Here is an 18,226-nt window from a genome sequence, read left to right as displayed (position 1 = left end):
CCGGCCGTGCCGGCTGGATAGGGTCGTGCGGTACCAGTGATCTTCAGTGACCGGTTCGTGACGGGGAGGCGCGGGATGAGTTTCGAAGCGGAGCAGTATGTCGTCGTCCGCAACGCCGAGGAGCAGTACTCGATCTGGGCGGCCGACCGGCCCGTGCCGGACGGGTGGCAGGCGGTGGGCGTCCGCGGCTCTCGCGAGGAGTGCCTGAGCCACATCGAGAGCGTCTGGACGGACATGCGCCCGGCCAGCCTGCGGACGGCCGGAAGCGCGGCCTGACCGGCCGTCGCCGCACCGGCCCGCCGCAGGGGGTGGCGCCGGTGCGGCGGCGGATCGCCGCGGCCCGTCGGCCGCGGTCACGTCAGCCGTCGTCCGCGGGGCATCGTCAACTCAGGGTTGACGACAAGCATGCGTCAACCTATCGTTGACGCATGACCGAACACACGCAGATGAGCAACCCGGTCCGGCTCGACGACCTCATCCAGGCGATCAAGAAGGCGCACACCGACGCCCTCGACCAGCTCGCCGGCGCGGTCGTCGTCGCCGACCACCTCGGCGAGATCGCCGACCACCTGATCGGCCACTTCGTGGACCAGGCGCGGCGTTCCGGCGCCTCGTGGACCGACATCGGCCGGAGCATGGGCGTCAGCAAGCAGGCGGCGCAGAAGCGCTTCGTGCCCAAGGCCACCGAGGCGCCGCTGGACCCGCAACAGGGCTTCAGCCGGTTCACCCCGCGCGCCCGCAACACCGTGATGGCCTCGCAGAACGAGGCGCGCGCGAGCGGGCATGCCGAGATCCGCTCCGAGCACGTGCTGCTGGGGCTGCTCAGCGAGCCGGAGGCCCTCGCCGCGAAGGCGATCGTCGCGCAGGGCGTACCGCTGGAGCGGGTGCGCGAGGTCGCGACGGCCGCGCTGCCGCCGTCGTCGGCCGAGGTCCCCGACCTGATCCCGTACGACGCGCAGGCCAAGAAGGCGCTGGAGCTGACCTTCCGCGAGGCGCTGCGGCTGGGCCACAACTACATCGGCACCGAGCACATCCTGCTCGCCCTGCTGGAGCTGGAGAACGGCAGCGGGGTGCTCGCCGACCTCGGCGTCGACAAGGCCACCGCCGAGTCGACGCTCGTCGCGGCGGTCGAGGCCGCCGCGAAGGGCGTCCAGGGCTGACGGGAGGGTCGACGCTCGTCGCGGCGGTCGGGGGCCGCCGCGACGAGCGTCCGGGGCGCCTCGGCGGCGACGTGCCGGGTCCGGGAGCGCGCCGGACGCCGGTTGCCGCCGCGGCGACTCAGGAGGCGGTGGGGAAGCCGTACCGGGCGGCGTGCTCCGGGTCGGCGGGGTCGACCTGGCGGATCCCGGCGTCGGCGAGGCGCTTGTTGACCTCGTCGAGCTGCTCGCGCACCAGCCGGGCCTCCTCCTCGGTGACCCGGCCCCGGTGCGGCTTGCCGGCGTGCTCGATCGTGCCGTAGTCGACCTTCTCGGCGCTCTTGCGGGCCTTCGGCGGGCGGACCCGCTCGGCGGTCCGCAGCAGCTGCGCCATCGGGACGTCGGTCGCCATGGCGTCGAACTCGCTCGCCGTCAGCACCACCCGCCGGGGCTCGTCGCCGCCGTGCCGGTCGTGGATCTCGACCACCGCGACGTCGAGCGCGGCGTCGTCGATGCTCTCCACCTCGACCGGGGTGGCGTCCAGTTGCACGGGCCCGGCCACCAGGTCAGGGTGTTCCAGGACGACGACGCGGACCACCTCGTCGTGGGGCTGGATGACCGTGCCGGTGAAGTCGGAGACGTGGATCGTCTTCTTGCCCATGCGCGGTGCTTCTCCTGTCGTGGGTCGGGGTTGCGGACCACAAGAAATTACCCGACAGGTGTGCGAAAGCCGCCGCTGGACCGCCCCGGGTGTGTCGTCGCCCCCGGCGGGGCGGCGCGGGTCAGCGCGGGTTGAGGTTGCGGCGGGTGGACGTGCCGGCCGGCAGCTTGTTGAGCTCTCCCCAGGGGAGCGCCTCGGTCCGGGCGGCGCCGCGGTTGCCCCGGTACGGCGGCTGCGCGGGAAACCGTCCGACGGTCCCGGGCGCGCGCCAGAGCCGCTCGGTCTCCTGCTGGTACCGGTCATTCGGCTGATTCGGCATGACCATTACCGTCCCAAAGAAAGTTGTACATGTATGGAAATGAATATGACGCTCGATCGATGTATCGGGTTCCCGCGACCGCGCCGGCTCTCGGGGCGGCGTCCATCGACGTCCTGCACCTGTACCCGCCCGCCGTGCGCTTGAACCGACGTCGGTGCGGCTGAGGCGCGAAGCCCGGCAATGAGGCCGGCGGGCCCATTGATCGGAACGGTGCGCCGGGCGGCAACCGTCCGGCGTACGGTGATCGGCGGACGGGCCGGGGCGCGGACCGCGCTCGGGCCGAGCGCGGCGAGCGACCCCGGCGGCGTCCGCGCGGGCGGCTGCCGTGGGCCGGCCGCGGGGAAGGTGACTCGATGCTCGACCGGCGGCTCCACCTGCACCTGGCGACCTGGCTGGGCCAGTGGCCGGCGGGCCCGGCGCTGCACGTGGTCGGGTCGCGCCGGCGGGCCCGGCCGGCCTGGGACGGTCGGCTTCGGCCGGCGATCGCGGTCGCGGCCGGGGCGAGCACCGTGCTCTCCGTACCGCCGGACCGGGTGGACGCGGTCCGCGAGCTGGTTCGCCGGCGGGCCGGGCGGTTCCTGCCCGAGTTGCCCGCGACGGTCGGCCAGCCCGGCTGGGCGGTCCACGACGACGTGTTCCGGTGGAGCGTGGCCCCGGCCCCGCTGCCCGACGTGGGGGAGTGGGTGTCCCCGGCCTCGCCGGGGTTGCCGTCCTGGCTCCGGCTCTTCGACCGGCCCGTGCTGGTGGTGCGCGACGAGCGTGGCCGGTACCTGTCCGGGGTGGGGGTGAAGCGACACGACGCGTACGGCCACGAGCTGGCGGTGGGGACGGTGCCGGCGGCGCGGGGGCGGGGGCTGGCCCGGCGGCTGGTCGCGCAGGCGGCCCGGCGGGTGCTCGACGAGGGGGCCGTCCCGACCTACCTGCACGACCGCGCCAACGCGGCCTCCGCGCGGGTCGCCGAGGCCGCCGGCTTCCCCGACCGGGGCTGGCGGTCGTTCGGGGTGTACCCGCCCTGACTCGACGGTGGGGCGGGGCGCGGACCGTGGATCCCGGGCCGGATCCACGGCCCGCAGCCTCCCCCAGGTCCCGTGCCCGCGACGGGCGTTGCGGGGCCGGTCGCCGTGTGTGCCGATTACGCTACGTATTGATGGGCTGTTCGGCAAGATGCCGGCGGGCGGTTGGAACTGTCCAGAAGTGGACTTGACCTGGGGCGCAGCGTGTCGAGGCGGCGCGGCGGGTCAGTGACGCAGCGTGCGAATGAGGTCGAGCACCTGCCGGGTGACCGGGCGCAGCACCCGCAACCGGGACAGCCCCACCAGCCGGTCGACCAACGGCACCGCGCCGTCGATGAGCTGCCGGGTCTTGGCCTGCTGCGGGGACCGGTCGTGGACCCAGTAGAGGACCACCCCCATGTACGCGAGCCACAGCAGCTCGGGCAGGTGGGGACGCAGCTCGGCGTCCACCTTCGCGGTCGAGCCGTCGAGGACCTCGGCGAAGAGGTCGACGGCCGCCTTCCTGGGCGCGGACGACTCGGCGGAGAACGGGCTGAGCGGGGACGTCGGCTCCGCCGCCGTCTTGAAGAAGCTCGCCGCGAAGTCGTGCGAGGGGGTGAGCACGTCGATGCCGGCGTGCAGCACCCCGGCGAGCCGGGCGGCGAAGTCGGACTCCCGGTCGAGCACCGGCTGCGCCGCCGCCCGGTGCTGGAGCTGGGCGCGGGCGTAGAACTCCTGGATCAGGTGGTCCTTGGAGCCGAAGTAGTAGTAGGCGTTGCCCACCGCCACCCCGGCCTCCTGGGCGATGGCGCGCATGGTGGTCCGGGCGTACCCCCGCTCCTGGAACAGCCGCATCGCCGTGTCCAGGATGAGCTGCCGCGTCTGCTCGCCCCGGGCGGTGGCCGGCTCACCCGCAGCGGTCGTCGGCGCAGTCTGCTCGGTCATCGGGCTCACCGTATCCCGCCGGGTCGTCCACCGGGCCCGCCCACGGGTCGCGGACGCGCTCGCGTACCGACGCGGCGGCGGCGACGATCCGGCGGGCCAGCGGCAGCAGGTGCGGGCGCGCCAGCCGCTCGGCGGCGCCCCGGTGGTCGGCCAGCGCCCACAGGCAGGCGAACCAGGCGCCGTCGCCCGCGTACACCTCGCCGGTGTCCGCGACCACGGTGAGGTCGCGCAGTGTCGCGTCGGGGTCCAGCTCGGGGAAGCGCCGCCGGGCCTCGGCGGAGCCGGCCGGCACGAACTCCAGGGGTACGAGCTGAGCGCGGGACGCCAGCCAGTGGCGGGCGGCGCGGCAGAGCGGGCAGTGCGCGTCGTAGAGGACGGTGAACCCCCGGATGCCACCGCCCCCGTGCGCGGTGGCATCCGGAACCCCGCCCGTTCCGTCGCCGGGCGGGACGGTCATCGGGCCGGCGGCGTGCCGGGGCCGGCCTCCGGCCCGGGGCCGGTCGGGCCGGCGGGCTGTTGGGTGCCGACGGGCTGCTGCGTGCCGGTGGGCTGGCGTGGGCCGACGGGGTGCGGGTTGCCGGGGTGGAGGCTGCCGGGGTGCGGGCCGACCGGCTGCGGGCCGGCGGCCGGGTGGGGCCCGCGGGGCGCGGGCTGCATCGGCAGCCGGCCGACCGGGGCGAGCGGCGGATGGGTGGCGAGCTGGCGCAGCCGGCCCCGGCGGTACCGGCCGAGCGCGAAGACGTTGAAGAAGTGCAGCGCGCCCAGCACCAGCAGCACCAGGCCGATCTTGAGGGAGAGCTCCTCCATGGCCTGGGCGGTGGACCCGACCGGGTCGGGGTGCTTCATCGCCACCGTGACGTAGCCGAGGTTGAGCAGGTAGAAGCCGACCACGAGCAGGCTGTTCACCGCACGGGCCAGCCGCTCGTCGGCGAACACCTCCTCGAGGAAGACCAACCCGTTGCGGGAGAGCGCCCGGGCCACCCACACGGTCAGCCCGATGCTGACCGCCAGGTAGACCAGGTACATCCAGACCTTGGTGTCCATCGCCGACGCCCTTCTTGAACGTGTTCAAGTTTGTTGCCATGAGCGTAGGGCACTCTTTGAACGCGTTCAAGAGTGGGTGGCGCGGTGTCAGGGGTCGGTCATTCCGACGGCGCACCCCGGGCCCGGGCCCGCGCCGTCAAGCCGCCGGCCCGGGCCCGGGGTGCCGCCGCCCGCGTCAGCCGGCCAGGCCGAGCACCTCGGCCGCCGCCCGGCCGTTGGCGTGGCTCGCGCCGTACGTGGTGACGAACGCCCGTACGCCCGCCGGCCGCCACTGGGCCGGCCAGCCCATCTCGACCACGGTCACCGGGTGCGCGGCGGCCAGCGCGGCGATCAGCTCGGGGCCGCCCGGCAGACGGTGCAGGTGTCGACCGACCAGCACGATCGGCCGGTCCCCGGCGAGCCGGCGCAGGGCCGCCGGCTCGGTCTCGGCGGCGACCACGCGCAGCTCCTCCACGCCGTCGAGGTGCGGGCCGAGGCCCCACGGCACCCGTCCCTCGGCGATGGTCGAGGCGGCGTGCAGCTGCACGACCAGCGGGCGGTCCAGGCCGGACAGGGCCCCCTCCACCCGGACGGCCCGCCGTGCCGCGGCGTACCCGAGTTCGGTGGACGCGGCCGAGGTCGCGCCGGTGGCCCGGGTCCACGCGGCGAGCGTCGCGACGCGGCCGGCCGCCTCCTCGACCCGGGCCCGGTCCAGCCGGCCGTCGGCCAGCGCGCCGACGATCTCCGTGACCACCCGCTCGACCAGTTCGGCGTCGACCTTGGCGCCGATGCAGAGCAGGTCGGCGCCCGCGGCGAGGGCCCGTACGGCGGCGGGGCCCACCCCGCCGGCGGCCACGGCGGCACCCTTCATCTCCAGCGCGTCGGTGATGACGGTGCCGGTGAAGCCGTACTCGCCGCGCAGCAGGTCGACCAGGACCGCCCGGCTGAACGTGGCGGGGCCGTCGCCGGTCAGCGCCGGCACCCGGATGTGCGCGGTCATCACGGCCTGCGCGCCGGCCGCCACGACCGCGGCGAAGGGCGGCAGGTCGCGCTCGCGCAGCACGTCGAGCGGCACGTCCACGGTGGGCAGTTCGTAGTGGGAGTCGGCGACCGTCGCGCCGTGCCCCGGGAAGTGCTTGGCGCAGGCGGCCACCCCGGCGGCCTGGAGGCCGGCGACCGCCGCGGCGGAGTGTGCGGCGACCCGCACCGGGTCGGCGCCGAACGAGCGGGTGCCGATGACCGGGTTCTCGTCGGCGGTGTTGACGTCCACGGTCGGCGCGAGGTCGACGGTGATGCCGAGGCCCGCCAGCTCCGCGCCGATGGCCTCGTAGACCCGGCGGGTCAGCGCTACGTCGTCGATCGCGCCGAGCGCGGCGTTGCCCGGGTACGGGCTGCCGGTGGCGTGCGCCAGCCGGGTGACGTCACCGCCCTCCTCGTCGATCGCGATCAGCACGTCCGGCCGGCCCGCGCGCAGGGCGGCGGTGCTCGCCGCCAGCTGCCCCGGGTCGTGGACGTTGGTGCCGAACAGGGTGTGCCCGGCGAGCCCCTCGGCCACCAGGTCGACCGCCCAGTCCGGCGGGACCGGCCCCGGGTACGCGGCGAGCAGCGTGCCGAGCGCGAGCCGGCGCAGTCCTGGATCGAGCCCCACGTGATCTTCCCCTTTCGGTGCCCGAGGGCACGGATGTCGTACCGGCGGCGGTCGGCGACGTACCGGGTCGGCCGAGCGCCCCGGTCCCGGGCGGCCGATACGCTACGGCTACCCGTTTGCAGGTCCGTTTACAGTTAGCAAGGTTTAACAAAACTAGAGGACGTGGCATGAGTTCGACCCGGCTGCCCGGCACCCCCCGCCTGTTGCGGGCGCTCAACGACCGCGCCGCGCTGGAGCTGCTGCTGGAGCAGGGGCCCCTGACCCGGGCCCGGCTCGGCGAGCTGACCGGGTTGTCCAAGGTCACCGCCTCCCAGCTGGTCGAGCGGCTGGAGGAGCGGGGGCTGGTCACCCGGGTCGGCGAGCAGGCCGGCGGGCGGGGACCGAACGCCCAGCTCTACGCCGTGCGGCCGGGCAGCGCGCACGTGGTCGGCGTGGACGTCGGCGCCGACCGGGTGGTCGCCGCCTGCGCGGACATCACCGGCGCCGTGATCGGCCGCGTCGAGCAGTCGACCCGGGACACCGACGACCCGGTCGGGGTCGTGCACAACGCGGTGGTCCAGGCCGCGAGCAGCGCCGGGGCGCAGCTGTCGAGCGTACGGCGGATCGTGCTGGGCACCCCCGGCCTGGTCGACCCGGGCACCGGCGACATCACCTTCGCCTTCAACCTGCCACGCTGGCACAGCGGTCTGCTCGCCGCGCTCCGGGAGGACCTGCACACCCCGGTGGTCTTCGAGAACGACGTCAACCTGGCGGCGGTCGCCGAGGCGCAGTCGGGTGCGGCCCAGGGGCTGACGGACTTCGTCCTGGTCTGGGTCGGCGCGGGCGTCGGCCTGGCGATCGTGCTGGGCGGCCGGCTGCACCACGGCAGCAGCGGCGCCGCGGGTGAGATCGGTTACCTGCCGGTGCCCGGGGCACCCATCCCGCGTGACGTCTCCCGCCGGGCGAAGCCCGCGTTCCAGCAGCTGATCGGCGCGGAGGCGGTCCGCGAGCTGGCCCGGGCGCACGGCTACCCGGACGACAGCGGCGCCTCCGCCGTGCGGGCGGCGGTCGCCGACGGCACGGCCGGCGGCCCGATGCTCGACGAGGTGGCCCGCCGGCTGGCGCTCGGCGTGGCGAGCACCTGCGTGGTGCTGGACCCGCCGCTGGTGGTCCTCGCCGGTGAGGTCGGCCAGGCCGGCGGGGCGGCGCTGGCGGAGCGGGTGCAGCACGAGGTCGCGGCGATCACCCTGGTCCGGCCCCGGGTGGTGCCCACCGGCCTGACCGAGGAACCGATCCTGCGCGGCGCGCTGCGCACGGCGCTGGACGCGGTCCGCGACGAGGTCTTCGGCTCGACGATCGGCTGACCGCCGCCGCCGACGGGATCGGGATCGGCCGCGCGTCATGTGAAGGAATATTTCATCATCGGCCCCGGTGCTGCAAGGTGTTGCCGCGCCGGGGCCGGATGACGCCGCAGGTCACATCAGGTCGCGTCGGCGGAACACGGCGAAGGCCGCCGCGGTCAGCGCTCCCGTCAGCCCGAGCAGCAGGATGAGCGACGGCTGCCAGGTCAGCGACCAGTAGCCGCTGCAGGACGTGGTCAGCCCGTCCGGGCAGGCCCGCAGGTCCCAGAACTCCACCTTGCCGTTCAGCCAGGCGGCCACGTAGCTGGAGAGCACGTACCGGTCCACCTGGACGACGTCCAGGATCTCCATCACCAGCCGGGCCCCCAGCTCCCACACCACGAGGTAGCCGGCGATCGCGCCGAGCGCCGCGGACGTGTGCCGGCCCAGGGTGGCGATGGCGAACCCCATCGCGGTGACCAGCAGCACCAGCAGCATGCCGCGCCCCCACGTCGCGCCCAGCGACCGCCAGAACTCCCCGTCGAGCCGCCCGGGCCGGCCGGCGAGCTGGGCGATCAGCCAGAACGCCCCGAGGTACGCCACCGAGGCGACCAGCGACAGCAGCGCCGTCGCGCCGAGCAGCGTGCCCAGCTTGGCGCCGAGCACCGTCAGCCGCCGGGGCCGCCAGAGCAGCAGGTTGACCACCCCGCCGGAGTTCAGGTCGGCGCCGATGTAGGAGGCGCCGACCAGGAAGCCGAAGAGCACCAGGAAGGCGACGAGGAAGTAGAGCAGCGGCCGGGCCTCCTCGGCGAAGGTGAACACCCCCGTCAGGAAGTCGGCGGCCACCGGGGCCCGCTCCATCTGGGCCGGGTCGACCTCGCTGCAGTCGTCCGGGATGTACTCGTGCACCTCGTCCACCCGGATGACGCCGCGCTGCCGGTCCAGGCAGAGCTGGTGGGTGCGTTCCAGCTCGCTGCGCGCCGCGGCGGCCTGCTGCTCGGCGTCGAGGATCTCCTGGGCGGTGGGCCGGTGGGAGCCGGCGAGGGTGGTCGCCGCGGTGACGCCGAACGCGAGCACCAGCAGGACGACCATGAGCTGCACGAAGCGCCGGGCACCCAGGCGCTCCAGCTCGGCACGGACCAGGTTCACGCGTCCACTCCGCTCGCGTCGAGGTCGATCACCGGTTCCCGGGGCCCCTGGTCGGGCAGCACCGAGTCGTCCACCTGTCGGGGGACCGTCGGGTGCGCCGCCGTGCCGGTCAGTTCGAGGAAGACGCTCTCCAGGTCGGGCCGCAGCGGGGTCAGCTCGCGCACCCACAGGCCCGCCTCACCCAGCGTGCGGCTGACCGTGGCGGCGTCGTCCACGTCGCCCACCACCAGGTGGTCGTCGTGCCCGGTCACCGCCAGCCCCGCCGCCGTCAGCAGCTCGGCGGCCCGCTCCGGGTCGTCCACCCGCACCAGCAGCTCGTGCCGGTCGAAGCCGGCCAGCACCTCGTCGACCCGCCCGGCGGCCACCCGCCGGCCCCGCGAGATGATCGTCACGTGGTCGCAGATCAGCTGGATCTCGGCCAGGATGTGGCTGGAGACCAGCACGGTCACGCCGGCCTCGGCCAGCGAGCGCATCAGGTCGCGCATCTCCCGGATGCCGGCCGGGTCCAGCCCGTTCGCCGGCTCGTCGAGGATCAGCAGCTCCGGGTCCTTGAGCAGGGCCGAGGCCACCGCCAGGCGCTGCTTCATGCCCAGCGAGTAGCCCTTGACCCGCTCGTCGCCCCGGTCCCGCAGGCCCACCTGCTCCAGCACCTCGTCGACCCGGGCGACCGGCACGCCGCCGGCCCGGGCGAGCAGGCGCAGGGTGCGGTGCCCGGTGAAGTTGCCGAAGAACTGGGGGCTCTCCACGATCGCCCCGACCCGCCCGGCCACCTGGGGCAGCTGCTCCGGCGAGGTCCGTCCCAGCACCGTCATCCGGCCGGCGTCGGCGCGTACCAGCCCGAGCAGGGCGCGCAGCGTGGTGGTCTTGCCCGACCCGTTGGGGCCGAGGAAGCCGTGGATCTGGCCGGACTCCACCAGCAGGTCGAAACCGTCGACCGCCACCCGGCGCCCCTGCCGCAGGCTGCGGAAGGTCTTGCGCAGACCCTCGATCTCGATGACCGCGCTCACCAGCGCGGCTCCGTGTTGCGACCGGGCATGGACCGTCCTTCGAGTGTGGTGACCAACGACACGGCGCCTCACCCTACGACCGGGGCGCCGCCCGTGGGGGGCGCCGCGGCGCTGCGTGGTTGGATGGTCGGGTGACTGGTGACCTGATCCCCGGCGCCGGCGGCGCCGCAGCCGCGCCCGCGCCCGTGGACGCGGATCTGGTGGTCAGCCTCGACGGCGTCGGCGTACGCCGGTCCGGCACGGCGCTGCTGCACGACCTGGACTGGCGGGTCGAGCTGGACGAGCGCTGGGTGGTGCTCGGCCCGAACGGCGCCGGGAAGACGACACTGCTCAACCTCGCCGCCGGGCGGCTGCACCCGACCACCGGCACTGCCCACGTGCTCGGCGAGCGCATCGGCCGCACCGACGTCAACGAGCTGCGCACGCGCATCGGGCTCTCCACCGCCGCGCTCGCCGAGCGGGTGCCCGCCGACGAGCGGGTCAGCGACGTGGTCGTGACGGCCGCCTGGTCGGTGCTGGGGCGCTGGCGGGAGAGCTACGACAGCGGCGACGAGGCCCGCGCCCGCGCGCTGCTGAGCCAGCTCGGCATCGGCGGCCTCGCCGACCGCGCCTACGGCACGCTGTCCGAGGGGGAGCGCAAGCGGGTGCAGATCGCCCGCGCGCTGATGACGGACCCGGAGCTGCTGCTGCTCGACGAGCCCGCGGCCGGGCTCGACCTGGGCGGGCGGGAGGACCTGGTGGCCCGGCTGGCCGAGCTGGCGTACGACCCGGACGCCCCGGCGCTGGTGCTGGTCACCCACCACGTGGAGGAGATCCCGCCCGGCTTCACCCACGCGCTTCTGCTGCGCGACGGCCAGGTGGTGGCCCAGGGGCTGCTCGGTGACACCCTCACCGGGGACAACCTCTCCAAGACCTTCGGGCTGCCGCTGGTGGTCGAGCGCTCCGGCGACCGGTACACCGCCCGCGCCGCCTGAGGCGCCAGAAGGAGGTCGGCGTGCGGCAGACCAGGGTCGTCGTCGTGGGCAGCGCCAACATGGACCTGGTGGGCACCGCCCCCGCCCTGCCCCGGCCGGGGGAGACCCTGCTCGGCACCGGCTTCGTCATGGTGCCCGGCGGCAAGGGCGCCAACCAGGCCATCGCCGCGGCCCGCGCCGGCGCCTCCTGCGCCTTCCTCGGGGCGATCGGCTCCGACGCGTTCGGCGTCACCCTGCGGGCCCGGATCACCGCAGCCGGCGTCGACACCGACCAGCTCCGCACGACGTACGGCACGTCGGGGGTGGCGCTGGTGATGGTCAACGCCGAGGGTGAGAACGCGATCCTCGTCACCCCGGGCGCGAACGCCTCGATGACCCACCTCACCGAGCCCGAGCTGGCGGCCGTACGCTCCGCGGACGTGCTGCTCGCCCAGCTGGAGATCCCGGTCGGCACGGTGACCCGGGCGGCGGTCGTTGCCCGGGCGGCCGGCAGTCGGGTGGTGCTCAACGCCGCGCCGGCCGTGCCGGTGCCCCCGGAGCTGCTCGCGGCGACGGATCTGCTGGTGGTCAACGAGACCGAGGCGCGGGCGCTCACCGGGCGCGGCCGGGACGACCCGTCGGCCCTGCTCGACCTGGTGCCCCGGGTGGTGCTCACGCTCGGCGCGCAGGGCGCCTGGTACGGCGACCGGGACGGCACGGCCGTGCACGTGCCGGCGGTGAAGGTCGACGTGGTGGACTCCACGGCGACCGGGGACGCCTTCACCGCCGCGCTCGCGGTCGCCTGGGGCGAGGGCCGGGACCTCGTCGACGCGGTGCGTTGGGCGGCGGCGGCCGGGGCGGCCTGCGCCCGCCGGCTCGGCGCCTCCTCGGCCCTGCCCAGCCGGGCCGAGATCGAGGAGCTCTACACCCCGGCCTGATCCGGCCCCGGAACGTCGGCCGCCCCTTCGCTGCTGCTTCTCGCTGAATCAGCAGCGGGCCGATTCCGCTAGGCCGGGTGCTTGATGCTCTCGATGATGCGGGCGAAGCCCTCCTTCCCGTGGCCCGCCTCGATCTGGCGGTGCAGGAGCCGCTGGACCGTGGCGACGACCTCCGTGCTGATGCCCTGCTCGGCGCTGGCCGCCAGGATGTCGCCGAGGTCGGAGAACTCCAGGCTCTGCTGTCCGTCGACGGTGTAGTCCCCGCCGTCGATGACCGCGGCGAACTCGTGGAAGGCGCCGGTCATGGCGGTCAGCCAGGGCGCGGCCATGGTGGCGAACTTCGCCGCCGTCACGCCGGCCGGCGCGACCATGGCGGCGCCGTGCATGAACCCGGCGAACATGACGTACATGCCCGCGAGCAGGGCGAGGTCGTAGAGGGGCGCCAGCCCGGGGTCCTCGCCGAACCAGGTGCTGTCGCCCCACACGTCGAGCAGCGGCTGGTACTGGCGGAAGGCGTCGGGCGACCCGCTGTAGAGGACCGACGATCCGGGCTGCCCGATCATGGCCGGTACGGCCATGATCCCGCCGTCGAGGTACGTGATCCCCGCGTCGGCGGCCCAGGCGGCCAGCTCGCGGGACTGGTCCGGTGACGTCGTGGTCACGTTGACCAGGGTCCGGCCGGACAGGTCGCCGGCGAGCGGGTCGAGCACCTCGTGGACGGACGCGTGGTCCAGCAGGCAGACGATCACCAGTCGGCTGGCCCGGACGGCGTCGCCCGCCGTGGTGGCGGCCTGCGCGCCCTGCGCGACGAGGTCGTCCGCCCTGCCCGGCGAGCGGTTCCACACCGTCGTCTCGTGCCCGGCCCTCAGCAGTGCGGCGGCCAGCGCGCTGCCCATCGCGCCCAGCCCGAGAACGCTCACCTGGATGCCGTCGTTCGTTGTCATGTTCGGGGCTCCCCCTCGCGAGTCGTGGTACGAGGAGATCCTCACCGCAGCCGGTAGAGTGCGCCAGTACCGACTAATTTGTCAGGTACTTACCTCTTGGTAAGTGCAGCGGGGAGGCGGCATGGCAACGAAGGCGCGACGCGGTCCCTACATCTGCGGCATCGATGCCGCGATGGACGTCGTCAGCGGCAAGTGGAAGTCGCTGATCCTCTGGGAGTTGCACCACCACGGGACCCGCCGGTTCGCCGAGCTCCGGCGCGGCCTGCCGGGCGTCAGCGAGAAGATGCTGATCCAGCACCTGCGCGAGATGGAGGAGGACGGGCTCGTGCACCGTGAGGTGTACCGCGAGGTGCCGCCGAAGGTCGAGTATTCCCTGACCGAGCACGGGGTCTCCCTCAACGCCGCCCTGGCGTCGCTGGGCGAGTGGGGCACCGACCGCATCCGGCGGATCGGCGCCGACCAGGTCCCGGTGAACGGGGCCGTGCCCGCCCCGCGCTAGACCGGGCCGCTCACCGCCGCTCACGCCTCCGCGTCGTCGCTGAGCTTCTCGCCCCGACGGCGCAGCATGCCCAACCCGGGGATGCCGGCGACGGCGAGCTTCAGGTCGCGGGTGACGTCGAGCAGGTCGTGCAGGTCCGGGCCGACCCGGTCCAGGGTGGCCAGGATCGGCAGGATGTCCGCCGTCAGGTGCTGCTTGAGCTTGGGCAGCTCGTCGACGAGCCGGATCGCGGCGGTCACCTCCTCGTGGCTGAGCTGCTCGACGAAGCGGTTCGCCATGGGCGCCGCCCGGCGCAACGCCGGCTCGTACGCCGTCAGCAGCTCGGCGGCAGTGGCCGCCGCCTCTGCCGCGGTGCCCACGGCACCGGCCGCCCGACCGGCCACCGACTCGGCCTGCCCGACCACCACGGACGCGGCGGCGGCCACCTCGGTGGCCGTCCCGATGGCGGCGGTCGCGGCGGTGCTGATCGCGGGCACCTCCCGCACCGCGGCGTCGGCGTCGGCGAGCACCTGGTCGGTGCGGTCGAGGGTCTGCTCGACCCGGTCCACCATGCCGTCGACCCGGCCCACCGTGGCGTCGACCCGGTCCACCATGCCGTCGACCCGCTCCACCATGCCGTCGATCCGGTCCACCACCCCGTTGATCCGGGTCAGTAGCGCCTCCACGGAGTCCAGCACGGCGAACGCGCGGGCCGGCACGGCGGCGAACGAGGCCGCCGAGCCGAGGGCCTGGTCGAGGGCGGAGCGGGTCAGGCCGACGACCGCGGCGGGCCGGGGAAGGGGAATCACCATGGCACCAAGTGTGCGTCGCCCACGCCCGAACCGCCGGGCGGCACAACGCGGCCCCGGGCAGCGCCCCAGGGCAAGGGTCCGGGCGGCGCCCAGGGTCAGCGCTCCGTGTGCTGCTCGACCGCGCGCTGGACCGCCCGGTAGATCTGCCCGAACCGCAGCGCGTCCGGCGTGCGCAGCAGCAGCACCTCGCGGCCGTGGTGCTGCACCCAGAGTTCGTGCACCTTGCTGCCCCGCTCGTAGGAGCGGTCGAGCCAGCCGAGCGGGATCTCCAGGAACGGGGCCAGGGCCAGCGTGCCGACCACGCACGCGGCGAGGATGACCAGTGCCAGTTGCCACTCGCCCCGGTCCTGCGCCGACCAGGCCAGCGCGAGCACGCAGACCACCGCGACCAGCGGGGGGAGCGAGAGGAGCAGGACCAGGACGCCGCGGCCCAGCACGCGGCCGCGTACCGCCAGCGTCTTCGGCCCCTGCGCGTGCCAGACGTACGTCACGTCGGCGATCGCGACGGCGTGGCCTCCGGCCCGGATCGACTCCGAGGTCACCTGCACCGCGTCGTCCCGGTAATAGAGGGTCATCACTAAGCCTAACCGCTGCGCCGGGTCTGCGGCCGGCCGAGGTGGACGGCGCTCGATGCGGCCGGGCTCAATTTTCAGAACCAACCGATCACCCGGGCAACGTTCAAGGACGGGGTTCTAGCGACGGCGGGGCGTCACCGGCTGGCCGGCCTCCACCGCCCGCTGCACCGCGCGGTAGATCTGCCCGAAGCGCAGCGCGTCGCCGGTGCGCAGCAGCCGCACCGGCTGGCCGCGCCAGCGGGCCCAGATCTCCAGTTGTCGGCTGCCCCGCGCGTACGAGCGGTCCAGGTGCTCGAAGAGGAAGTCGGCGACCGGCCCGACCGCGAGCCCGACGAGCACCGAGGCCCCGACGATGGCGACGGTGACGGTGAGGGAGCGGTCCAGCGTGAGCGCCAGCGCGATGCCGAGCGCGGCGGCCACCAGGGGGCCGGCCAGCGCCACGCCGATCGCGCCCCGGCCGGCGAGCACCCGCCAGGACCGGCTGCCGCGCTGGTGCCAGACCATGCTGATCTCGGCCAGCCGGAACGTGCGGCCGTCCACGCGGACGGCGGTGGACGTGATCTGGACCGACCTGTCGTCGTAGTAAGTGATCATGGCTGCACTCCCGGTGGCGGGCCTGACACCACACTACTGACCCCGACGGGCCGCGCCGTAAGGTTGGCCCGCGACTTCGACGAGGAAGTGAGGGCCAGCGTGGGCGAGTTCGTGCGGCTGGAGACCAAGGACGGCATCGGCACCATCCGGCTGGAGCGGCCGCCGATGAACGCGCTGAACACCCAGGTGCAGGAGGAGTTGCGCGCCGCGGCCGCGGCGGCCACCGCGGACCCGGGTGTCCGCGCCGTCATCGTGTACGGCGGGGAGAAGGTCTTCGCCGCCGGCGCGGACATCAAGGAGATGGCCGACATGTCCTACGTGGACATGGCGGAGCGGGCGGCCGACCTGTCCAGCGCGCTCGGCGCGATCGCCCGGATCCCGAAGCCGGTCGTCGCCGCGATCACCGGTTACGCCCTGGGCGGCGGCTGCGAGCTGGCGCTGGCGTGCGACTGGCGGGTCGTCGCCGAGGACGCGAAGCTCGGCCAGCCGGAGATCAAGCTCGGCATCATTCCCGGCGCGGGCGGCACCCAGCGGCTGGCCCGCCTGGTCGGCCCGGCCCGCGCCAAGGACCTGATCATGTCCGGCCGGATGGTGGACGCCCAGGAGACGCTGCGGATCGGGCTGGCCGACCGGGTGGCCCCGGCCGCCGAGGTCTACGACGCCGCGGTCGAGCTGGTGCGCCCGTACCTCACCGGCCCGGTGCAGGCCCTGCGCGCCGCGAAGCTCGCGGTGGACGGCGGCCTGGACATGGACCTCGCCTCCGGCCTGGCGTGGGAGAGCCAGCTCTTCGCGGCGCTCTTCGCCACCGACGACCGCCGCGAGGGCATGGCGGCGTTCGTGGCCAAGCGCAAGCCGGACTTCACCGGCCGCTGACCGGCGTGGGGCCGGCGGTGCGCCCGCCGGCCCAGTGGCTCGCCGACCGTGAGGCGTCCACCACCGACGTGGACGCCTCACGCCCCGAGCCGAGGACGGTTCACATTCCGCCTACCGGTGAGTAGCGTGTGACTCCGGTCATGCGGACGAAGGGACAGCGGCGATGACGGAGCGGATCGAAGGTCACGGCGGGGAGCTCGCGCTCGCGGCGCTGCGCGCGTACGGGGTGCGGGAGATGTTCACCCTCTCCGGCGGGCACGTCTTCCCGCTCTACGACGCCGCGCACAAGACCGGCTTCCCCCTCTACGACGTCCGGCACGAGCAGTCGGCGGTCTTCGCCGCCGAGGCGGTGGCGAAGCTCCAGCGCCGCCCCGGCCTCGCCGTACTCACCGCCGGCCCCGGCGTCACCAACGGCATCTCGGGGCTGACCAGCGCCTACTTCAACGCCTCGCCGGTGCTGGTGCTCGGTGGTCGGGCCCCGCAGTTCCGCTGGGGCTCCGGCAGCCTCCAGGAGATGGACCATCTGCCGCTGGTCGCCCCGGTCACCAAGCACGCCGAGACGGTGTTCAGCCCCGACGACATCCCGCGCGCGGTGACCGCGGCGCTGACCACCGCGCTCACCCCGCACCGGGGCCCGGTCTTCCTCGACTTCCCCCTGGAGGCGGTCTTCTCGGTCGCCGACGCCGAACTCCCCGCCCCGCCGGGCATCGCGCCCGTCGAGCCCGACCCGGACGAGGTGGCGAAGGCGGCCACCCTGATCGCCGCCGCCAGCCGCCCGGTGATCATCGCCGGCTCCGACGTCTACGCCGGGGACGCGGTCGACGCCCTGCGGGCCGCCGCCGAGGCGCTCCAGGTGCCGGTCTTCACCAACGGGATGGGCCGGGGCGCGCTGCCGCCCGAGCACCCGCTCGCCTTCGCCAAGGCCCGCCGGGTGGCGCTCAAGGGCGCCGACGTGGTCGTGGTGATCGGCACCCCGCTGGACTTCCGGCTCAGCTTCGGCGACTTCGGCGACGCGAAGGTGGTGCACGTCGTCGACGCGCCCAGCCAGCGGGCCGGGCACGTCCAGCCGGCCGCCGCCCCCGCCGGCGACCTCCGGCTGGTCCTCACCGCGTTCGCCGACCACCCCGGCGACCGGGCCGACCACGCCGACTGGATCGCCGGGCTGCGCACCGCCGAGGACGCCGCGAAGGCCCGCGACGCCGCGGAGATGGCCGCCGAGACCGACCCGATCCGGCCCGCCCGGGTCTACGGCGAGCTGCGCCGGGTCCTGGCCCGCGACGCCATCACGATCGGCGACGGCGGCGACTTCGTCTCGTACGCCGGCCGCTACCTGGAGCCCGCCCAGTCCGGCACCTGGCTCGACCCGGGCCCGTACGGCTGCCTCGGCACCGGCATGGGCTACGCGATGGGGGCCCGGGTCAGCCACCCCGACCGGCAGATCTGTGTGCTGATGGGCGACGGCGCGGCCGGCTTCTCGCTGATGGACGTGGAGTCCCTCGCCCGGCAGAAGCTGCCCGTGGTGATCGTGGTCGGCAACAACGGCATCTGGGGCCTGGAGAAGCACCCCATGCGCGCCATGTACGGCTACGACGTCGCCGCCGACCTCCAGCCGGAGCTGCGCTACGACCAGGTGGTGAGCGCCCTCGGCGGCGCGGGCGAGACGGTGGCGAAGGCCGCCGACCTCGGGCCGGCCCTGCAGCGCGCCTTCGACGCCGGCGTGCCGTACCTGGTGAACGTGCTCACCGACCCGGCTGACGCGTACCCCCGCTCGTCGAACCTGGCCTGAACCCCCGCCCGCCGCCGTCGCCGCGCCCGGCGACGGCGGCGGTCGCGTTTCACGACCAGCTAAATCGGCGGAAT

Annotated in this window: 21 protein-coding genes; 9 read left to right on the top strand and 12 right to left on the bottom strand. The window is 74.5% G+C overall.

All coding sequences use genetic code 11. From position 1 onward, the window contains the following. Positions 1-75 precede the first annotated feature (75 nt). Both ACGF5G_RS25650 and ACGF5G_RS25645 read left to right on the top strand, forming a co-directional pair. On the top strand, positions 76-276 hold the full coding sequence (locus tag ACGF5G_RS25650; RefSeq protein WP_393266977.1) for an MbtH family protein: 201 nt from the start codon (positions 76-78) through the stop codon (positions 274-276). 152 nt (positions 277-428) lie between these two features. Beyond that, positions 429-1,160: a Clp protease N-terminal domain-containing protein gene (locus tag ACGF5G_RS25645; RefSeq protein ID WP_393266974.1), complete on the top strand. Its 732-nt coding sequence runs from the start codon at positions 429-431 to the stop codon at positions 1,158-1,160. A 118-nt stretch (positions 1,161-1,278) separates the two neighbouring features. Here the strand turns inward: ACGF5G_RS25645 and ACGF5G_RS25640 are convergent, their stop codons facing one another. Together ACGF5G_RS25640 and ACGF5G_RS25635 are read right to left on the bottom strand one after the other, a co-directional pair. Beyond that, positions 1,279-1,797, bottom strand: coding sequence for a hypothetical protein (locus ACGF5G_RS25640; protein WP_357453722.1), 519 nt, complete (start codon positions 1,795-1,797; stop codon positions 1,279-1,281). A gap of 121 nt (positions 1,798-1,918) precedes the next feature. Beyond that, on the bottom strand, positions 1,919-2,116 hold the full coding sequence (locus ACGF5G_RS25635; protein ID WP_393266971.1) for a DNA repair protein: 198 nt from the start codon (positions 2,114-2,116) through the stop codon (positions 1,919-1,921). Between the two features lie 353 nt (positions 2,117-2,469). Here ACGF5G_RS25635 and ACGF5G_RS25630 point away from each other — a divergent pair, with 353 nt between their 5' ends. Further along, the gene (locus tag ACGF5G_RS25630) at positions 2,470-3,132 is read left to right on the top strand and encodes a GNAT family N-acetyltransferase (protein ID WP_357697201.1); all 663 of its coding nucleotides are present in this window, start codon (positions 2,470-2,472) and stop codon (positions 3,130-3,132) included. 222 nt (positions 3,133-3,354) lie between these two features. On the opposite strand, the gene ACGF5G_RS25625 is transcribed toward ACGF5G_RS25630, so the two are convergent. From ACGF5G_RS25625 to ACGF5G_RS25610, 4 genes are all read right to left on the bottom strand, one after another. Next, complete coding sequence (locus ACGF5G_RS25625) at positions 3,355-4,053, bottom strand: TetR family transcriptional regulator (protein ID WP_393266968.1); 699 nt, start codon at positions 4,051-4,053, stop codon at positions 3,355-3,357. Continuing rightward, on the bottom strand, positions 4,016-4,510 hold the full coding sequence (locus ACGF5G_RS25620) for a thiol-disulfide oxidoreductase DCC family protein (RefSeq protein WP_393266965.1): 495 nt from the start codon (positions 4,508-4,510) through the stop codon (positions 4,016-4,018). Before ACGF5G_RS25620 ends, ACGF5G_RS25625 begins: the two co-directional genes overlap by 38 nt. Beyond that, entirely contained in the window at positions 4,507-5,097 is a 591-nt protein-coding gene (locus tag ACGF5G_RS25615) for a hypothetical protein (protein ID WP_393266962.1), read from the bottom strand. Before ACGF5G_RS25615 ends, ACGF5G_RS25620 begins: the two co-directional genes overlap by 4 nt. 175 nt (positions 5,098-5,272) lie before the next feature. Further along, positions 5,273-6,724 (bottom strand): glycoside hydrolase family 3 N-terminal domain-containing protein, encoded by a 1,452-nt coding sequence (locus ACGF5G_RS25610; RefSeq protein ID WP_393266959.1) that lies wholly within the window; start codon positions 6,722-6,724, stop codon positions 5,273-5,275. Positions 6,725-6,891: 167 nt separating this feature from the next. Here ACGF5G_RS25610 and ACGF5G_RS25605 point away from each other — a divergent pair, with 167 nt between their 5' ends. Then, positions 6,892-8,067, top strand: a complete 1,176-nt coding sequence (locus ACGF5G_RS25605; protein WP_357697190.1) for an ROK family transcriptional regulator — start codon at positions 6,892-6,894, stop codon at positions 8,065-8,067. A gap of 111 nt (positions 8,068-8,178) precedes the next feature. Here ACGF5G_RS25605 and ACGF5G_RS25600 read toward each other — a convergent pair whose 3' ends face one another. Further along, positions 8,179-9,192: an ABC transporter permease subunit gene (locus ACGF5G_RS25600; RefSeq protein ID WP_393266956.1), complete on the bottom strand. Its 1,014-nt coding sequence runs from the start codon at positions 9,190-9,192 to the stop codon at positions 8,179-8,181. Beyond that, a complete protein-coding gene (locus ACGF5G_RS25595; protein ID WP_357697186.1) occupies positions 9,189-10,199 on the bottom strand; it encodes an ABC transporter ATP-binding protein in 1,011 nt (336 codons plus the stop codon). Before ACGF5G_RS25595 ends, ACGF5G_RS25600 begins: the two co-directional genes overlap by 4 nt. A 131-nt stretch (positions 10,200-10,330) precedes the next feature. On the opposite strand from ACGF5G_RS25595, the gene ACGF5G_RS25590 reads away from it, so the two are divergent. Beyond that, positions 10,331-11,173: an ABC transporter ATP-binding protein gene (locus tag ACGF5G_RS25590; protein ID WP_350704664.1), complete on the top strand. Its 843-nt coding sequence runs from the start codon at positions 10,331-10,333 to the stop codon at positions 11,171-11,173. Between the two features lie 20 nt (positions 11,174-11,193). Then, entirely contained in the window at positions 11,194-12,090 is an 897-nt protein-coding gene (locus tag ACGF5G_RS25585; protein ID WP_393266953.1) for a ribokinase, read from the top strand. 68 nt (positions 12,091-12,158) lie between these two features. On the opposite strand, the gene ACGF5G_RS25580 is transcribed toward ACGF5G_RS25585, so the two are convergent. Then, complete coding sequence (locus ACGF5G_RS25580; RefSeq protein WP_393266950.1) at positions 12,159-13,034, bottom strand: NAD(P)-dependent oxidoreductase; 876 nt, start codon at positions 13,032-13,034, stop codon at positions 12,159-12,161. 121 nt (positions 13,035-13,155) lie between these two features. Here ACGF5G_RS25580 and ACGF5G_RS25575 point away from each other — a divergent pair, with 121 nt between their 5' ends. Beyond that, positions 13,156-13,533: a winged helix-turn-helix transcriptional regulator gene (locus ACGF5G_RS25575; protein ID WP_393266948.1), complete on the top strand. Its 378-nt coding sequence runs from the start codon at positions 13,156-13,158 to the stop codon at positions 13,531-13,533. Between the two features lie 20 nt (positions 13,534-13,553). Here ACGF5G_RS25575 and ACGF5G_RS25570 read toward each other — a convergent pair whose 3' ends face one another. From ACGF5G_RS25570 to ACGF5G_RS25560, 3 genes are all read right to left on the bottom strand, one after another. Further along, positions 13,554-14,324: a hypothetical protein gene (locus ACGF5G_RS25570; RefSeq protein WP_393266945.1), complete on the bottom strand. Its 771-nt coding sequence runs from the start codon at positions 14,322-14,324 to the stop codon at positions 13,554-13,556. A 95-nt stretch (positions 14,325-14,419) separates the two neighbouring features. Then, the gene (locus ACGF5G_RS25565) at positions 14,420-14,899 is read right to left on the bottom strand and encodes a DUF6232 family protein (protein ID WP_393266942.1); all 480 of its coding nucleotides are present in this window, start codon (positions 14,897-14,899) and stop codon (positions 14,420-14,422) included. Positions 14,900-15,016: 117 nt separating this feature from the next. Further along, positions 15,017-15,493 (bottom strand): DUF6232 family protein, encoded by a 477-nt coding sequence (locus tag ACGF5G_RS25560; RefSeq protein ID WP_393266940.1) that lies wholly within the window; start codon positions 15,491-15,493, stop codon positions 15,017-15,019. A gap of 99 nt (positions 15,494-15,592) precedes the next feature. On the opposite strand from ACGF5G_RS25560, the gene ACGF5G_RS25555 reads away from it, so the two are divergent. After that, the gene (locus ACGF5G_RS25555; RefSeq protein WP_393266937.1) at positions 15,593-16,366 is read left to right on the top strand and encodes an enoyl-CoA hydratase-related protein; all 774 of its coding nucleotides are present in this window, start codon (positions 15,593-15,595) and stop codon (positions 16,364-16,366) included. Positions 16,367-16,529: 163 nt separating this feature from the next. Beyond that, entirely contained in the window at positions 16,530-18,152 is a 1,623-nt protein-coding gene (locus ACGF5G_RS25550; protein WP_393266935.1) for an acetolactate synthase, read from the top strand. The last annotated feature ends 74 nt before the right edge of the window (positions 18,153-18,226 follow it).

This window comes from Micromonospora sp. NPDC047730 (assembly GCF_043204765.1).
In the GTDB taxonomy this organism is placed as follows: Bacteria; Actinomycetota; Actinomycetes; order Mycobacteriales; family Micromonosporaceae; genus Micromonospora.
Note: the sequence above shows the minus strand (reverse complement) of the source record. Positions and strands in the feature narration are given on the sequence as shown.

Bases quoted from the DNA above. Each gene is read 5' to 3' on its own strand.
- ACGF5G_RS25650 (WP_393266977.1), top strand. From the start codon at position 76: ATGAGTTTCGAAGCGGAGCAGTATGTCGTCGTCCGCAACGCCGAGGAG.
- ACGF5G_RS25645 (WP_393266974.1), top strand. From the start codon at position 429: ATGACCGAACACACGCAGATGAGCAACCCGGTCCGGCTCGACGACCTC.
- ACGF5G_RS25640 (WP_357453722.1), bottom strand. From the start codon at position 1,797: ATGGGCAAGAAGACGATCCACGTCTCCGACTTCACCGGCACGGTCATC.
- ACGF5G_RS25635 (WP_393266971.1), bottom strand. From the start codon at position 2,116: ATGCCGAATCAGCCGAATGACCGGTACCAGCAGGAGACCGAGCGGCTC.
- ACGF5G_RS25630 (WP_357697201.1), top strand. From the start codon at position 2,470: ATGCTCGACCGGCGGCTCCACCTGCACCTGGCGACCTGGCTGGGCCAG.
- ACGF5G_RS25625 (WP_393266968.1), bottom strand. From the start codon at position 4,053: ATGACCGAGCAGACTGCGCCGACGACCGCTGCGGGTGAGCCGGCCACC.
- ACGF5G_RS25620 (WP_393266965.1), bottom strand. From the start codon at position 4,510: ATGACCGTCCCGCCCGGCGACGGAACGGGCGGGGTTCCGGATGCCACC.
- ACGF5G_RS25615 (WP_393266962.1), bottom strand. From the start codon at position 5,097: ATGGACACCAAGGTCTGGATGTACCTGGTCTACCTGGCGGTCAGCATC.
- ACGF5G_RS25605 (WP_357697190.1), top strand. From the start codon at position 6,892: ATGAGTTCGACCCGGCTGCCCGGCACCCCCCGCCTGTTGCGGGCGCTC.
- ACGF5G_RS25580 (WP_393266950.1), bottom strand. From the start codon at position 13,034: ATGACAACGAACGACGGCATCCAGGTGAGCGTTCTCGGGCTGGGCGCG.
- ACGF5G_RS25575 (WP_393266948.1), top strand. From the start codon at position 13,156: ATGGCAACGAAGGCGCGACGCGGTCCCTACATCTGCGGCATCGATGCC.
- ACGF5G_RS25570 (WP_393266945.1), bottom strand. From the start codon at position 14,324: ATGGTGATTCCCCTTCCCCGGCCCGCCGCGGTCGTCGGCCTGACCCGC.
- ACGF5G_RS25565 (WP_393266942.1), bottom strand. From the start codon at position 14,899: ATGACCCTCTATTACCGGGACGACGCGGTGCAGGTGACCTCGGAGTCG.
- ACGF5G_RS25560 (WP_393266940.1), bottom strand. From the start codon at position 15,493: ATGATCACTTACTACGACGACAGGTCGGTCCAGATCACGTCCACCGCC.
- ACGF5G_RS25550 (WP_393266935.1), top strand. From the start codon at position 16,530: ATGACGGAGCGGATCGAAGGTCACGGCGGGGAGCTCGCGCTCGCGGCG.